A 15,937-nucleotide genomic window follows, 5' to 3' on the forward strand; every position below is an offset into this window, starting at 1 on the left:
AGTTTTGTCGAGGGACCGTTTCGTGTAAAGAGCGCGAACTTCATTTTTTTGGACCAGCGGGAACTGTCCGCTTCCAACGCAATCGACAGGAAAAACAACGGAATGCGCACGGACACCGGCCAGGTCTTCAAGCTCGAAGACTATCGCCCCAACGACTATCTCATTCCGCAGACCAACCTGACCTTCCGCCTTTCGCCCGAGGCCACAATCGTCACCGCAATACTGACGGTCGAACGCCGCGATGGGGTGTCCGCGTCGGCGCCTTTGGTGCTCGACGGCGACGGGCTGACGCTCAAGCGCATCGCGATCGACGGCAAGAAGGCAAAACCGGCGGATCTGCTGGTGACGCCCGACCAACTCACCATCCTCAAGCCGCCAGCCGCGCGCCGCTTCCAATTGCTGATCGAGACCGAACTGGCGCCCGCCGGCAACGAAGCCCTGATGGGCCTCTACCGCTCGAACAATGTCTATTGCACGCAATGCGAGGCCGAGGGCTTCCGCCGCATCACCTACTTCCTCGATCGCCCCGATATCCTGTCGGTCTACACCGTGCGCATCGAGGCACTGCGCGACGAGGCACCGCTGCTCCTGTCCAATGGGAATCCCGTCGACAAGGGCGATCTCGGCGACGGCTGGCACTATGCCGTGTGGCACGACCCCTTCCCCAAGCCGTCCTACCTGTTCGCGCTGGTGGCCGGCAATCTCGGCCGGGTTGCCGACAGTTTCGTCACCCTATCCGGCCGCGAGGTCGAACTCGGCATCTATGTCGAGCCCGGCAAGGAGACGCTCGCCGGCTACGCCATGGACGCGCTGAAGCGGTCGATGCAATGGGACGAGGAGGCGTTTGGCCGGGAGTACGACCTCGAGGTCTTCAACATCGTCGCCGTGTCCGACTTCAACATGGGCGCGATGGAGAACAAGGGCCTCAACATCTTCAACGACAAATATGTGCTTGCCGACCAGGAGACCGCGACGGACGCCGATTTCGCCAATATCGAGGCGATCATCGCGCATGAATATTTCCACAATTGGACAGGCAACAGAATCACTTGCCGCGATTGGTTCCAGCTTTGCCTGAAGGAAGGTCTGACGGTTTTTCGCGACCATGAATTCTCCGCCGACCAACGCTCGCGGCCGGTCAAGCGCATCGCCGAGGTACGCCTGCTGCGCGCGCATCAGTTTCCCGAGGATCAGGGCCCGCTGGCACATCCGGTGCGGCCGCGCCGCTACCGCGAAATCAACAATTTCTACACGGCGACGGTCTACGAAAAGGGTTCCGAAGTGGTGCGCATGATCCGCACCATCCTTGGGACTGAGACCTTTCGCGCCGGCATGGACCTCTATTTCGAACGCCATGACGGCGACGCGGCGACGATCGAGGATTTTATCAAGGTGTTCGAGGATGCTTCGGGCCGCGACCTGTCGCAGTTCGCGCTCTGGTATCATCAGGCGGGCACCCCCAATCTGACGGTCAGTTCGACGCACAATGCGGCCGCCCAGGAGTTCACGCTCGAGATCGAACAGTCGGTGCCGCCGACACCTTCCGAAAGCCGCAAGCGGCTGATGCATATTCCGCTTGCCTTCGGGCTGATTGGCGCCGGCGGCAAGCCCGTCGAATATAGCGGCGTCGAGGGCGCCAGCGTCGAGGACGGCGTCATCCATGTCCGCAAGCGCCGGCATATGGTGCGCTTTTCAGGCGTTGCCGAACGCCCAGCGGTGTCGCTCAACCGCGGCTTTTCGGCACCCGTGACGCTGTCGGTCGAGCAGAAGGCCGACGACCAGTTCTTCCTCGCCCGCCATGACAGCGACGCCTTCTCGCGCTGGCAGGCCTTCAACACACTGCTCACCGATGCGCTGATCGCAGCCTTCCGCGAGATTCTTGGCGGCAAGCAGCCGGTCTTCGCGACGCGACTGACCGAGCTTGCCGGCGGCATTGCCGCCGATGAGACGCTGGAACCTGCCTACCGGGCGCTAGCACTGGCGCTGCCCGGCGATGCCGACATCGCCCGCGACATCGGCAGGAATATCGACCCCGACGCCATCCACGCAGCCCGGCAGGCCCTTGCGCTCACGATCGCCGCGGCCAATAGCGAGGCCTTCTCCAGCCTCTACCACAGCCTTGTCGACAAGGCCGTGTTCAGCCCGGATGCGACAAGCGCCGGACGACGCGCCCTGCGCAACACTTTGCTGGATTATCTCTCGCTGCTGCCGGGCGGAGCGGCATTGGCCGCCGAGCATTTCCAGTCGGCGACCAACATGACCGACCGTGCGGCCGCACTTGGCGCGCTTGCTCATCGCCACCATGGTTCGCCCGAGGCCATCAAGGCGCTGGCGGCTTTCGAGACGACTTATGGGTCCGACCCGCTGGTCATGGACAAATGGTTCCAGATCCAGGCCAGCGTGCCGGGGCCGCAGGCTGTGGACACGGTTCGGGCGCTGTCCGCTCATCCGGCCTTCTCGATGGCCAATCCGAACCGGGTGCGTTCGTTGGTCGGCACCTTCTCCAGCGCCAATCAGACCGGCTTCCATCGCCCCGACGGCGAAGGCTACCGGTTCTTTGCGCAGACGGTGCTCGAGGTAGAAAAGCGCAACCCGCAAGTGGCGGCAAGGCTGGCGACGGCACTGCGATCGTGGCGTTCGCTCGAGCCAGGGCGGCAGGCCAAGGCCCGGGAAGCCCTGCTTTCGATCGCCAATGCCGAAAACCTGTCAGCGGATCTGCGCGATATCGTCGAGCGGACGCTGGCTTAAGGCGCCCTTGTTTTCTCCCATGTGGGAGAGGGCCGGGTGCCGAACCTCTAAAAGCCCATTATTTTAGTCGATTTTTAATCTTTTTTCCCCGGACCACTGGACAAGGCGAATCACCTTTGATTCTTTACTGACGATTCGGATGTGCGGCGTTTGCCGGATCACCAAGCAGCATAGGCAAATTCGGGGAGTGCCATTTATGGCGAAGGCGGACGCGTGGGGCGCGCCCGGTGGGATGGCTTTTGCGCGTCGCGAGGCGCGCAGCGATGGCCTTGCCGGGAATACGCGGCTCATCGCCGAACCGGCCTACAAGCGGCTTCTGGCCGCCGAACCGCTGCTGCGCCGGTCGATACCGGCCCTGATCATCATCTTCCTGCTCGTCATCGCGGCGCTGCGTGTGCTGTCGCTGATGAACGAACGTGACGATGTCGAGCGCGACGCCAAGGCGATCCTGACACTGGCGGCGGGGCAACTGGCCAGTTCGCTCGCCACCACCTCGGACACCGTGCCCGGCGCCATACAGGACCTGCTGGAGACCACCAGCCGCCAAGGTGCTATGGGCCGCAGCCATGTGCTCGTCATCACCGACAGCGCCTTCAAGATCACCGCGGTGACGCCGCGCTCGATGCCTTGGCAAGGCCATGCTCTCGACGGCCTTGTCGAGGGCGGCCAGCCGCTGTTCATGTTCGGCGATCGCGCCGGCGTCATGGAGGTCAATATCGGCGGCCAGGACTGGTACGCCGCGGTCAGCGTGGCCAAGGACCGGAAGGGAGCCGCCGCGGCTCTGGTGCCGCAGCAAGCGGTCTTCGACACATGGCGCAAGACCGTCTCGCTCAACGTCACCCTGTTCGTGCTGACGGCCGGCGTGCTGATCATCATCCTCTACGCCTATTTCGGGCAGGCGGCGCGCGCACAGGCTGCCGATCGCATCTATCTCGAAGCGCATCAGCGCATCGACATGGCGCTGGTTCGCGGCCGCTGCGGCCTGTGGGACTGGGACATGGTGCGCGGCAAGATGTATTGGTCGCGCTCGATGTACGACATGCTGGGCTACGAGCCCTGCGACACGATGCTGTCCTTCGGCGAGGTCGACGAGATCATCCATCCCGAGGACGGCGACCTGTTCGAGCTCGCCAACAGAATTGTCGCCCGCGAGATCGACCACATCGACCAGGTGTTCCGGATGCGGCATGCCGATGGTCAATGGGTGTGGATGCGCGCTCGTGCCCAGGTCATGGATCCGGAAGCACCGGAAATCCAGTTGATCGGCATCGCCGTCGACGTCACCGAGCAGCGCCATCTGGCGCTGCGCTCCGAGGCCGCTGACCTGCGGCTGAGAACCGCGATCGAGAACATCAACGAATCCTTCGTGCTGTGGGATTCGGCGCAGCGGCTGATCATGTGCAACTCCAAATATCAGCAGGACAACGGGCTCTCGGATCGCGACGTGATGCCGGGTGTGACGCGCGCTTCCCTGGAAGAGCGGATGCTGGCCTTCGCTTCCGAGCGCCGGCTTGCCAACACCAATGGTCCGCAAGGCGGTGCCACTTTCGAGCGGCAGCTGTCAGACGGTCGCTGGCTGCAGGTCAACGAACTCAGGACCCGGGATGGCGGTATCGTCTCGGTCGGATCCGACATCACTCAGATCAAGCTGCATCAGGAAAAGCTGGTCGACAGCGAACGCCGGCTGATGGCAACGATCCATGATCTCAGCCTCGCCAGGCGCTCCGAAGAGGAGCGCTCCAGTGAGTTGGTCGACCTCAACCGCAAATACATGAAGGAAACCGAGCGCGCCGAAGCAGCGAACCGTGCGAAATCCGAATTCCTGGCCAACATGTCGCATGAATTGCGCACGCCGCTGAACGCCATCATCGGCTTCTCCGAACTGATGGAACAGGGGCTGTTCGGCCCGCTCGGCTCGGAGCGCTACGAGGAGTACGCCACCGATATCAACAGCAGCGGTAAATATCTGCTGGGCGTCATCAACGACATTCTCGACATGTCCAAGATCGAGGCGGGCCAGTTCTCGCTGGACCAGGAGCAGATCGACCTCGGTCCGCTGATCAGCGAAACGGTCCGCGTCGTCTCGCTGCAGGCCGCGCAAAAGGCGATCACCGTGGAAACACGTATCGCCGACGCGCTGACGCTGTTTGCCGATCGCCGGGCGATCAAGCAGATCGTCATCAACCTTCTGTCCAACGCGGTGAAGTTCACCGGCCAGGGCGGCCATATTTCGGTCCGGGCCCGCAACACGTCCGGCGCGCTGGTGCTGACCATCGAGGACAATGGCTGCGGCATCCCGAAAGCGGCGCTCGGCAAGCTCGGGCGACCCTTCGAACAGGTGCAGAACCAGTTCTCCAAGAACCATGCCGGGTCCGGGCTTGGCCTTGCAATCTCACGCTCGCTGGCCGAGCTTCAGGGCGGCGCCCTGAAAATCCGCTCGACCGAAGGCGTCGGCACGATCGTGTCGGTGCGCATTCCGGTGAAAAGGGCGCCGGCGGCCGTCAAGGTCGCGGCTTAAGCAGCAGGCTCCGGCCGGCGCGCCGGAGCTTTCCTCGAACAAACCTCACTGCACGCTGCCGTCGTTGCCTTCGTCATCCAATTGGGAGTGATGGTCGCCCTTCGGTAGCTCACCCTTCTCGATCTTGCCGTCATTGTTCTTGTCGAGCATGGCGAAGACCTTTTTCTCGCGACCGGTGATGTCATCTGACGTCAGCGTGCCGTCGCCCTTGGTGTCGTAGCGGGCGATGATGCGCTTTGCCGTCCGCTCGAAGCGCGCCTTCTCCAGCGCGTCGGCGAGCTGGGCGACGGTCAGCTTGCCGCCATTGGCGGCAACGAGCTTCTTCAGCCGCGCGTTCATGGCTTCGGAGAACTGGTCGAAGGTGATGGCGCCATCTGAATCGCTCATCGCCTTGTTGAGGCGCATCATCGTGTCCTCGCGCATTTTTGCGCTGGCATTGTTTTCGGCATAGGCCGTGGTGCCGACGGCGCCGGCAAGTGCTGCGAAGGCAAGGGCAAGCTTGGTTGACTTTCTCATGGGTCTTCTCCTGTTGCATCGTCACCCCCGATGCGGCCGGACCAGCTATTTCACGGTCGTCCGGCACGAAGCAAAAGGTCGAAATCCTTCCTGACCTTTTGCGACGTCTCCTTGAGATGTGCTTCCAGCACACTGAAATCCGGCAGGTCGGTCACCGCCAGAAGCAGATCCGAAAGTCCCGGCGGAACGTCATCGCGCTCGAACGCTCCAGTGAGGCACAGCCGCGTCATCTGGGTCAGCGCCAGATAGAGCGCGAAGGCGGCGCCAAGTTCCTCTCTGACTCCTGCATCAGCGAAGCCAGGCGCGAGGCGCGACAGGATCTCGGCCGTACCGGTGACACGTGGCCCGGCCTCAACCTGCCCGGTGATGACAGCCACCTGGGCGATGAATTCGAGATCGATCAGTCCGCCAGGGATCAGCTTGATGTCCCAGAGATCGCGCGGCGGCTTTTCCTTATCGATCATGGCGCGCATGTCCGAGGCCTCGGCCCTAGCCTTTGCCGCGTCGCGCGGCTGGCCAAGCACGGCGGCAACCTCCGCTTCGACTTCAGCGCACAGGCCAGCATCGCCGGCAATGGCGCGTGCCCGCGACAGTGCCATGTGCTCCCAGGTCCAGGCCTCCTGGCGCTGGTACTTCTTGAAGGCGTCGATGTGGGTGGCCACCGGACCCTTGTTGCCGGACGGCCGCAGCCGCAGGTCGAGTTCGTAGAGCACACCCTCGGCTGTCGGTGCCGAGACGGCCGCGATCAGCCGCTGCGTCATGCGGGTGTAGTAATGCGAAGGCGCCAGCGGCTTGTCGCCGTCGGAATCCTCGGCATCCGCGTCATGGTCGTAGAGCAGGATGAGGTCGACATCCGACCCGGCGGTCAATTCGCGACTGCCAAGCTTGCCCATTCCTAGCAGCGAAACAACGCCGCCGGCGATCGTGCCGTGGCGCGCCGCGAATTCGGTTATCACCGCCTGCAAGGCCGCCTCGATGGTGAGATCGGCCAGATCGGAAAAGGCGCGGCCGGCCCGGGCCGGATCGATCGAGCCCGCAAGCAGCCGCACACCGATGAGGAATTTCTGCTCCGAGGCAAAGATGCGCAATCGGTCGAGCACATCCTCATAAAGGCGATCGCCTTCGACAAAGGCGGACAGCCGTGCCGACAGATACGCGCGGTCCGGCAGTTCACTCAGCAAGGCCGGGTCGAGCAGGCCGTCGAAGACATGCGGCCGGCGTGTGATGATCGCCGCCAGCCGGGGCGCTGCGCCCATGATCGTTGCCATCAGCTTGAGCAGCGCCGGGTTTGACTGCAGCAATGAAAACAGCTGGATGCCGGCCGGCAGGCCGGCAAGAAACTCGTCGAAGCGGATCAGCGCCTCGTCCGCCCGGCGCGTCTGGCCGAAGGCCTTGAGCAGCGCCGGCGTCAATTCCGTCAGCCGCTCGCGCGCTTCCGCCGACTGGGTGACGCGGTAGCGGCCAAAATGCCAGCCGCGGATGACGCGGCAGATGTCGCTTGGCCGCTGGAAACCGAGGCCATGCAAGGTCTGCAGCGTGTCGGGATCGTCGACATCGCCGGTGAAGACCAGATTGCCGATGCCCGCCGAAAGCTCGGGGGCCGTTTCGAAAAGTGCTGCATAATGGCGTTCGACCTGCTGCAACGAGGCGCGAAACGCCAGGGAAAAGGCAGCCGCATCGGCAAAGCCCAGCATGCGGGCGATGCGCTCCAGCCCCTCATCGTCTTCCGGCAGCGTGTGGGTCTGCTCGTCGGCCACCATCTGGATGGCGTGCTCGACGCGGCGCAGGAACCAGTACTGGCGGGCGAGTGCGTCACGCGCCTCAGTGGTGATCCATCCGCGGGCCGCGAGTTGGCCGAGCATCGGCACGGTTTCGCGGCCGCGCAGTTCCGGAAAGCGGCCGCCGGCGATGAGCTGCTGGGTCTGGACGAAGAACTCGATCTCACGGATGCCGCCACGGCCGAGCTTGACGTTGTGGCCCTTCACGGCGATCTCGCCATGGCCCTTGTGGGCGTGGATCTGGCGCTTGATCGAATGGACGTCGGCAATCGCCGCGTAGTCCATGTATTTGCGCCAGATATAGGGCTGCAACTCCTTGAGGAAGGCTGCACCCGCGGCGAGGTCGCCGGCGACCGGACGCGCCTTGATCATCGCCGCGCGTTCCCAGTTCTGGCCACGCGCTTCGTAGTAGCGCAGTGCTGCTTCAACGGGGATCGCCAGCGGAGTCGAACCGGGATCGGGGCGCAGCCGCAGATCGGTGCGGAAGACGTAGCCGTGCTCGGTGCGATCCTGCAGGATGCGCACCAGCCGTCGCGTCAGCCGCGAAAACAGCTCTGTGGCGTCGAGAGGATCGACAATTGCGGGTGCTTCCGGATCGAAGAAGACGACGAGATCAATGTCGGAGGAGAAATTCAGCTCATGCGCGCCGAGCTTGCCCATGCCGAGCAGGATCCAGCCCGACTGCCGCGACGGGTTGTCGAGATTGGGCAGTTTGAGCTTGCCCTGGCCATGCGCGTCGCGCAGCAGGAAGTCGACTGCCGCCCGGGTGCAGGCGTCGGCAAGGTCGCTCAGCCGCCGTACCGTCAGCGACGTTTCCGCCTCCCCGGCGAGGTCGGCGAGCGCGATCAGGAAATGCGCTTCGGCCTTGCACTGGCGCAGCTCCATCATCAGGCTGGATTCGGAGACCGCCTCGGCCAGCGGCGCCTGTTCGATCGCGGCGGCGATCGCCTTCAGACGCGCCTCGACCGGCTGGTCGAAGAGAGCATCCAGAATCCGGGGCCGGCGACGCGCCGTGTCGCGCAAAAATGGCGAGAGATCGAAGACAGCGGTAAGGAAATCTTCGCCCTTCCCTTTGCCGGCCAGGAACTTGGCCAGCCGCGTCAGCCCTTCTTCGCGTGCCACAGCAGTGATTTCGGTCAGTTCCTGTCGCGCCCGACCTTCATCGAGAGGGACAAGCTCCAGCACCGGCTTCAGCAGCCAGTCCGTGGCCGTCCGTTTCGCGGCCGCAGCCATCAGTGATCCTCCCGTGCAGGGAAACTCATGACCACGGATAGTCCCGGATTGCCAGGCAAGAGATCAAGCCGTCCAGAGTGGAAGGTCATGACCGCCTTGGCGAGGCTGAGGCCTAGGCCGGAGCCAGGCTGCGAGCGGCTCTTCTCCAGCCGAACGAAACGTTCGGTCGCCCGAGCGCGATCGGCATCGTCTGGAATGCCCTGGCCGTTGTCGGCGACACAAAGCCTGATCTCGCCATGGGTGCGCTCAAGCGTCACCCGGACCGCCGGCTTGGACGTGGAATCAGTCGAATATTTGATCGCATTGTCGACGATGTTGGACAGCGCCTGGCCGATCAGTTCGCGGTTGCCGTTGACGACAAAGGCGCCGTTCACGTCGGCTTCGAGCGAAACGCCAGCCTCTTCCGCCACCGGCTCGTAGAGCTCGACGACATCACGCACGGCCGCTGCCAGATCGACGCGGTTGGTGTGCTCCGACGAATATCCGGCTTCGAGCCGGGAGATCATCAGGATGGCGTTGAAGGTCTTTATGAGCTGGTCGGACTCAGTGATGGTGCCTTCCAGAGCCTGGCGGTAATCGGCCGGCTTGTGCTTGCCGGAAAGTGTTGCTTCGGCCCGGTTGCGCAGCCGGGTCAGCGGTGTCTTCAGATCATGCGCGATGTTGTCGGAAACCTGCTTCAGGCCTTCGTTAAGCGTGGCTATCCGGGCCAGCATGGAATTGAGGTTTTCCGAAAGCCGGTCGAACTCGTCGCCGGCGCCGGTCACCGGCAGCCGGCCCGAGAGATCGCCGCCCATGATGCGGCGGCTGGCCTCCGACACGCTGTCGATGCGTTTCAGCGCGGCATGGCCGACAAAGAACCAGATGAGCAGTCCGCCGAGCCCCATCATGCCGAGCGCCAGCATCAGGGCGCGGCGGATGACGGCGCGAAAGCGCTCCGGTTCGCCAAGATCGCGCCCGACCAGCAGGATCATCTGGTTGGGCAGCCGCAGCACCAGCGCAATGGCGTTGTGACCCTTTTCGCCTTCGGCCTGCTGCGCCGTGTTGTCGCCAGTTGAAGGCGATGGCGTCTGGTCGGATGCTCCGCTGCGCAAACGATCAAGCTCGCCTTCGCCGAAGCGCTTGTAGGAGAACGGCTCGGTCGTCCAGCCCTCGGTATCGATCACACCAGGTTCCAGGGCCTGCACATTGCCGGTCAGGATCTGGCCATTGGTGTCGGCGATCAGATAGAGGTTGGCGCCAGGCTGACGGGAGCGGTTTTCGACCACGCGCACCAGCAGCGGCAGGCCGCCCTTTTGGTAGGCGCGGGCCAGGCCTATTATCTCATCATTGATTGTGTCCTGCGTCTGCCCGGTCAGCATGCTCGCTGACAGCGACGTCATGTAGAAGACCAGCAGCACGGCGCACAGCGCGAAAAGCAGGAAATAGAGCGCCGAAAGCCGCGCTGCCGTCGTCTTCATGATGGCGGGCACGGAAAGAGCCATGCTGTTGCTAGCCGCTTTTCAGCATGTAGCCGGCGCCGCGAACCGTATGCAGGATCGGCTTGTCGAAGCCCTTTTCGATCTTGCCGCGCAGCCGCGAGACGTGGACGTCGATGACATTGGTCTGCGGGTCGAAATGATAATCCCAGACATTTTCGAGCAGCATGGTGCGCGTCACCACCTGGCCGGCATGGCGCATCAGATATTCGAGCAGGCGGAACTCGCGCGGCTGCAGCGTGATCTCGCGCGCCGCCCGGCGGACCGAATGCGACAGCCTGTCGAGTTCAAGGTCGCCAACCCGGTAGACGGTCTCGGCCTCCTTGGCGCTGGCGCGGCGGTTCAGCACCTCGACGCGGGCCAGAAGTTCGGAGAACGCATAGGGCTTGGTCAGATAATCGTCGCCGCCGGCGCGCAGGCCGGTGACCCGGTCATCGACCTCGCCCAGCGCCGACAGGATCAGCACCGGCGTGGTGTTGCCCCGGGAGCGAAGGCCGGCAATGACCGAAAGACCGTCGCGGCGCGGCATCATGCGGTCGATGACCATCACGTCATAGTCGCCGGCGTCGGCAAGCGCGAAACCGGTTTCGCCGTCACCGGCGACATGCGCGGTATGACCAGCCTCGGCGAAGGCTTTCTGGAGATAATCCGCAGCCTCACGATCGTCTTCAATGACGAGAATCTTCATAGGGCCGTTATACGCGATTTCGTTGGAAGGTTGAGTAGCCGGCATCTGCATTTTAGCCTTTGCCAAAGCGCGTCGCGATCAAGATGATCGGGACCGCGCGCGATAAAATCTTATTCTCTGGTTGTCTTCATCCCGGACAAGCCTGTTTCGGGCCTGTTTCAGGGCATGATCCTGCAATCATAACGTCCTCTCGGCCCAGGCCCGAGGGAGCGCTTTTAGGCGGCTTCCAAAATGTGCGGCAGCGGGCGATGGGAGGCCCGCTGCCGCTGGAGGAGAGCACGATGACTGACTAACGTACCCGGCTCCATGCTTTCCCATGCGGTGGCTCGGGGGTGTTTGAAACCGCCGCACCGGAAAAGTCGTTGTCAGCCCTTGGCGACGGGCAGCGCGACGAAGCGGTTGTTGTCGTCGCGGGTGATCTGCATCAACACGGCCTTGCGTCCGGCCTTCACCGCTTCGGTCATCGCCTTGGTGACGTCGTCGGTGCCGTTGACTTCGATCGAGTTGACAGCGGTGATGATGTCTCCCGGCTGGATGCCGCGGTCGGCGGCATCGCTGTCGGGATCGACATCGGTCACCACAAGACCCTTGCCGTTTTCGGACTTGGTGACTTTGAGGCCGAGATCGGCCAGCGTGTCGGGCTTCGCCGGAGCGGCGGGCTGCTGTTGCTGGTCGTTCGAGGCCTGCTTGTCGCTTACCGGCAGCTTGCCGAGATCGACCTTGATCGTCTGGCTCTTGCCGTCGCGCCAGACGGTGACGTCAACCGACTTGCCCGGCGAATAGGCGCCGATCAGGCGGGCGAGTTCCTTCGGCGAAGCGACGTCCTTGCCCTCGACCTGGGTGATCACGTCGCCAGCGATGATACCGGCCTTCTTGCCGGGCCCATCGTCCTGGGCGCTCGACACCAACGCACCATTGTTGGACTTCAGGCCGAGCGATTCGGCGATGTCGGAGGTAACCGGCTGGATTTCGACGCCGAGCCAGCCGCGCTGCACCGCACCGTTCTTCATCAGGTCTTCGACGACCTGCTTGGCGGTCGAGGCAGGAATGTCGAAGGCGATACCGACGCTGCCGCCGGAAGGGGAGAAGATCGCCGTGTTGATGCCGACCACCTGGCCGTTGAGATTGAAGGTCGGGCCGCCCGAATTGCCACGGTTGACCGAGGCGTCGATCTGGAGGAAATCGTCATAGGGGCCAGCGCCGATGTCACGGCCGCGCGCCGATACGATGCCGGCGGTGACAGTGCCACCGAGACCGAACGGATTGCCGACGGCCACGACCCAGTCGCCAACGCGAACCTTGGAATCGTCGGCGAAGTCGACATAGGTGAACTTGCCACTGCCTTCGACCTTGAGCACGGCGAGGTCGGTGCGCGGGTCGGTGCCGACCAGCTTCGCATCGAGTTCCTTGCCGTCACTGGTCACCACGGTGAAAGCGGTGCCTTCCTCGACGACGTGGTTGTTGGTGACGAGATAGCCATCCTCGGAAATGAAGAAGCCGGAGCCCTGCGCCACCGGGCGCGGCTGGTCGTTGTTGCGGTCGCGATTACCGAAGCGGCGATGGCCGTCATCATTCTGGCCGTTCTGGTCGCCGAAGCCGCGGAACTCCTTGAAGAAGCGGCGCAACTGCGGATTGTTGGGAAGATTGTCGAGACCGTCCTGATCATCGGAGCCGTCATCGGCGGTCGGCTGGATCTTGGCCTTCACCTTGACGCTGACCACGGCCGGCGAAACGCGCTCGACGACATCGGCGAAGCCTTGCACCTGCGGTGCCTCGACGCGCACGGCATCGGCCAGAACGGGGCTGGTTCCAGTGGTCAGCGCGCCAACGCCGATCACGCCGGCAACGGCGACCGAAGCGACGGCTGCCATGAGACGCTTGCGGGTGACGGAATATGAATTGGGGGCAATATTCATGGATCTCTTATCCTCTTTCAAACGGACGCTGCTTGATTGGCATCCTCGAGGAGAGAGACTTAGAGAGGCGCACATTACGGCGCCATTTCCGACACATGAAACTTTGGTAATGTTGGTGGGGCGGTCGCCGCCTTCAGTCGCGGTGAAGGATAGCGTCCAGTGCCGCCTGTTCATCTGATGACAGAGACTTTGTCGCCAGTGTCCGGCGTGACCGCGCGGTCAGCACAATGAATATGCCTCCGACCAGCAGCAACAATACGGGCGTGCACCAAAGCAGTGCGTTGCGCAGGTCGAAACGCGGCTTCAGCAGCACGAATTCGCCGTAGCGCGAAACGACATAGTCCATAACCTGCTGGTCGGTATCGCCGGCGACCAGGCGCTGGCGCACCAGGATACGCAGATCACGGGCAAGATCGGCATCGGATTCGTCGATCGACTGGTTCTGGCAGACCATGCAGCGCAGGCCTTCCGACAGCGCCCGCGCCCTCGCCTCGAGCGCCGGATCGGCCAGCATTTCGTCAGGCTTCACCGCCATTGCCGTACCGGCAATGAACAGCGCCAGCAAAAGGACAATCGAGGTCAATGAAAGGCGTACATTCATGGCAGGGCCGCGGGCGCCACGGCGCTCGCCTGCTTGCGCCGGCGCGAGGGCGCGCCGACACGCAGGCGCCTGTCCATCAGCGACATGGCAGCACCTGCCATCATCACCAGGCCGCCGCCCCAGATCAGCGTCACCAAAGGTTTCCACCACAGGCGCACCACCACGGAGCCGTCCTTGTTCTCATCACCGAGCGAAATGTAGAGCTGCGAAAAACCAAGGGTCTTGATACCGGACTCCGTCGTCGTCGTCTGCCGCACCGGAAAGAAACGCTTGGCGGAACTGATTTCGCCGACAGGACTGCCGGCGACACCGATCAACTCGAAGCGGCCGCGGTCCTCGCTGTAGTTTGGCCCTTGCGCCGGATAGAGCCCGACGAAACGCAGCGTATGGCCGGATAATTCGACCGTCTCGCCGGCACGCATGCTGAGGATCTTCTCAGTGCCGAAGGAGAGCGTGGCGACGATGCCGAGCAATGTCAGGCCGAGGCCGAGATGGGCCAATGCCGTGCCGAAGACCGAGCGCGGCAGGCCGGCAAAGCGCCTGAACATGACGGCCGGTGCGACCGATCCGACGCCGGACTTGACGGCAAGGTCGGTGAGCGCGCCGGCAACCAGCCAGACGGCAAGGCCGATGCCGAGGGCGGCGAAAACCGACGCGCCGTCGACAAACAGGCCGGTGACCAGCATCGCCGCCAACGCTACGGCGAAGGCCGCCATCAGGCGTTGCGATGCAGCGAAGACATCGCCACGCTTCCAGGCCAGCAGCGGACCGAACGGCACAATGGCCAGAAGCGGCAGCATCAAGGGGCCGAAGGTCAGGTCGAAGAACGGTGCCCCGACCGAGATCTTGTCGCCGGTGAGCGCCTCCAACGCCAGTGGATAGAGCGTGCCGACGAGCACGGTGGCGGTCGCCGTGGTCAGGAACAGATTGTTGAGGACGAGTGCGCCTTCACGCGAAATCGGGTGGAACAGGCCGCCGGCCGTCAACCTTGAGGCGCGGAGCGCAAACAGCGCCAGCGAGCCGCCGATGAACAGCGTCAGGATGCACAGGATGAAGACACCACGCGTCGGATCGGTGGCAAAGGCGTGCACCGAGGTGAGCACGCCCGAGCGCACCAGGAAGGTGCCGAGCAGCGACAGCGAGAAGGTCAGGATGGCGAGCAGCAGCGTCCAGATCTTCAGCGCCGAGCGCTTTTCCATGACGATGGCCGAATGCAGCAGCGCGGTGCCCGCCAGCCACGGCATGAAGGAGGCGTTCTCGACCGGATCCCAGAACCAGAAGCCACCCCAGCCGAGCTCGTAGTAGGCCCAGTATGACCCCATGGCGATGCCGCCGGTCAGGAACATCCAGGCGACCAGTGTCCATGGCCGCACCCAGCGCGCCCAGGAGGCGTCGATGCGGCCCTCGATGAGGGCTGCGACCGAGAAGGAGAAGCAGATCGAGAAGCCGACATAGCCGAGATAGAGCAGCGGCGGATGAATGGCGAGGCCGAGATCCTGCAGGACCGGGTTTAGGTCACGGCCTTCGATCGGTGCCGGATTGAGCCGGATGAAGGGGTTGGACGTCGCCAGGATGAACAGGAAGAAGGCAGCGCCAATGGAGCCCTGCACCGCCAGCACATTGGCGCGCAGCGTCGCCGGCAGGTTGGAGCCGAACGCAGCGACCAGCGCGCCGAAAAAGGTCAGGATCAGCACCCAGAGCAGCATCGAGCCTTCGTGATTGCCCCAGGTTCCGGTGATCTTGTAGATCATCGGCTGCAGCGAATGCGAGTTTTCCCAAACACTCGCCACCGAGAAATCGGAGTTCGCGTAGGCACTCGCCAGCGCCGCGAAGGACAGCGCCGTCAGGGCAAAACCGGTCACCGCGACGGGACCGCCGACAGACATCAGGCGCTGGTTGTTGAGGCGCGCGCCATACAGCGGCACGATCGTCTGCACCAGCGAAAGCGCGAACGCCAGGACCAGGGCGAAATGTCCAGTTTCAACCATGGTTGTTCCCGAAATCCACGTTTGCTCTCCCGCTACTCACTCTTGCTCTCCTGCCAGACGCCCTTGGCCTTCAGCCCGTCGGCCACTTCCTTGGGCATGTAGCGCTCATCATGCTTTGCCAGCACGCTGTCGGCAACAAAGACGCCGTCCGGACCGAAGGTGCCCTCGGTGATGACGCCCTGCTCCTCGCGAAAAAGGTCGGGCAGGATGCCGGTATAGGTGACCTTGACCGATTTATGCGTGTCGGTAACCGAAAAGGCGACCGTCGCCCCCAGCCCGCGCTGGATGGTGCCTTTTTCGACCAAGCCGCCCAGCCTGATGCGCTGGCCGGGCTGGACGCTTGCCGTGGTGAGGTCAGCCGGCATGTAGAAATAGGATGCCTTCTGGCCAAGCGCGTAGAAGGTCAGCCCGGTGGCGGCGCCCAGGAAAGCCAGGCCGCCTACGATGACCGACAACCGTTTCTGCTTGCGCGTCAT

General features: G+C 63.5%; 10 protein-coding genes. 2 read left to right on the forward strand and 8 right to left on the reverse strand.

The window, feature by feature from the left end; translation table 11 throughout:
* The first annotated feature begins 102 nt into the window (after positions 1-102).
* Both pepN and AC1DX4_RS06355 read left to right on the forward strand, forming a co-directional pair.
* Positions 103-2,748 carry an aminopeptidase N gene (pepN, locus tag AC1DX4_RS06350; protein WP_477219505.1) on the forward strand — a complete coding sequence of 882 codons (2,646 nt, stop codon included), beginning with the start codon at positions 103-105 and terminating at the stop codon, positions 2,746-2,748.
* Positions 2,749-2,944: 196 nt separating this feature from the next.
* Positions 2,945-5,266, forward strand: a complete 2,322-nt coding sequence (locus AC1DX4_RS06355; protein ID WP_477219506.1) for a PAS domain-containing sensor histidine kinase — start codon at positions 2,945-2,947, stop codon at positions 5,264-5,266.
* 45 nt (positions 5,267-5,311) lie between these two features.
* Here AC1DX4_RS06355 and AC1DX4_RS06360 read toward each other — a convergent pair whose 3' ends face one another.
* From AC1DX4_RS06360 to ccmE, 8 genes are all read right to left on the reverse strand, one after another.
* Positions 5,312-5,782: an EF-hand domain-containing protein gene (locus AC1DX4_RS06360; RefSeq protein ID WP_477219507.1), complete on the reverse strand. Its 471-nt coding sequence runs from the start codon at positions 5,780-5,782 to the stop codon at positions 5,312-5,314.
* A 50-nt stretch (positions 5,783-5,832) separates the two neighbouring features.
* Positions 5,833-8,793 (reverse strand): bifunctional [glutamine synthetase] adenylyltransferase/[glutamine synthetase]-adenylyl-L-tyrosine phosphorylase, encoded by a 2,961-nt coding sequence (locus tag AC1DX4_RS06365; RefSeq protein ID WP_477219508.1) that lies wholly within the window; start codon positions 8,791-8,793, stop codon positions 5,833-5,835.
* Positions 8,793-10,274 (reverse strand): sensor histidine kinase, encoded by a 1,482-nt coding sequence (locus AC1DX4_RS06370; RefSeq protein ID WP_477219509.1) that lies wholly within the window; start codon positions 10,272-10,274, stop codon positions 8,793-8,795. Before AC1DX4_RS06370 ends, AC1DX4_RS06365 begins: the two co-directional genes overlap by 1 nt.
* A 7-nt stretch (positions 10,275-10,281) precedes the next feature.
* Positions 10,282-10,956: a winged helix-turn-helix domain-containing protein gene (locus AC1DX4_RS06375; protein ID WP_476093470.1), complete on the reverse strand. Its 675-nt coding sequence runs from the start codon at positions 10,954-10,956 to the stop codon at positions 10,282-10,284.
* A gap of 365 nt (positions 10,957-11,321) precedes the next feature.
* Positions 11,322-12,872 (reverse strand): Do family serine endopeptidase, encoded by a 1,551-nt coding sequence (locus tag AC1DX4_RS06380; protein ID WP_477219510.1) that lies wholly within the window; start codon positions 12,870-12,872, stop codon positions 11,322-11,324.
* A 133-nt stretch (positions 12,873-13,005) separates the two neighbouring features.
* Positions 13,006-13,473: a cytochrome c-type biogenesis protein gene (locus tag AC1DX4_RS06385; RefSeq protein WP_477219511.1), complete on the reverse strand. Its 468-nt coding sequence runs from the start codon at positions 13,471-13,473 to the stop codon at positions 13,006-13,008.
* Positions 13,470-15,461 carry a heme lyase CcmF/NrfE family subunit gene (locus tag AC1DX4_RS06390; RefSeq protein WP_477219512.1) on the reverse strand — a complete coding sequence of 664 codons (1,992 nt, stop codon included), beginning with the start codon at positions 15,459-15,461 and terminating at the stop codon, positions 13,470-13,472. The genes AC1DX4_RS06385 and AC1DX4_RS06390 overlap by 4 nt, the downstream gene beginning before the upstream one ends.
* Before the next feature lie 32 nt (positions 15,462-15,493).
* Positions 15,494-15,937: a cytochrome c maturation protein CcmE gene (gene ccmE / locus AC1DX4_RS06395; RefSeq protein ID WP_477219513.1), complete on the reverse strand. Its 444-nt coding sequence runs from the start codon at positions 15,935-15,937 to the stop codon at positions 15,494-15,496.

It is taken from the genome of Mesorhizobium sp. P3_A8, assembly GCF_056402995.1.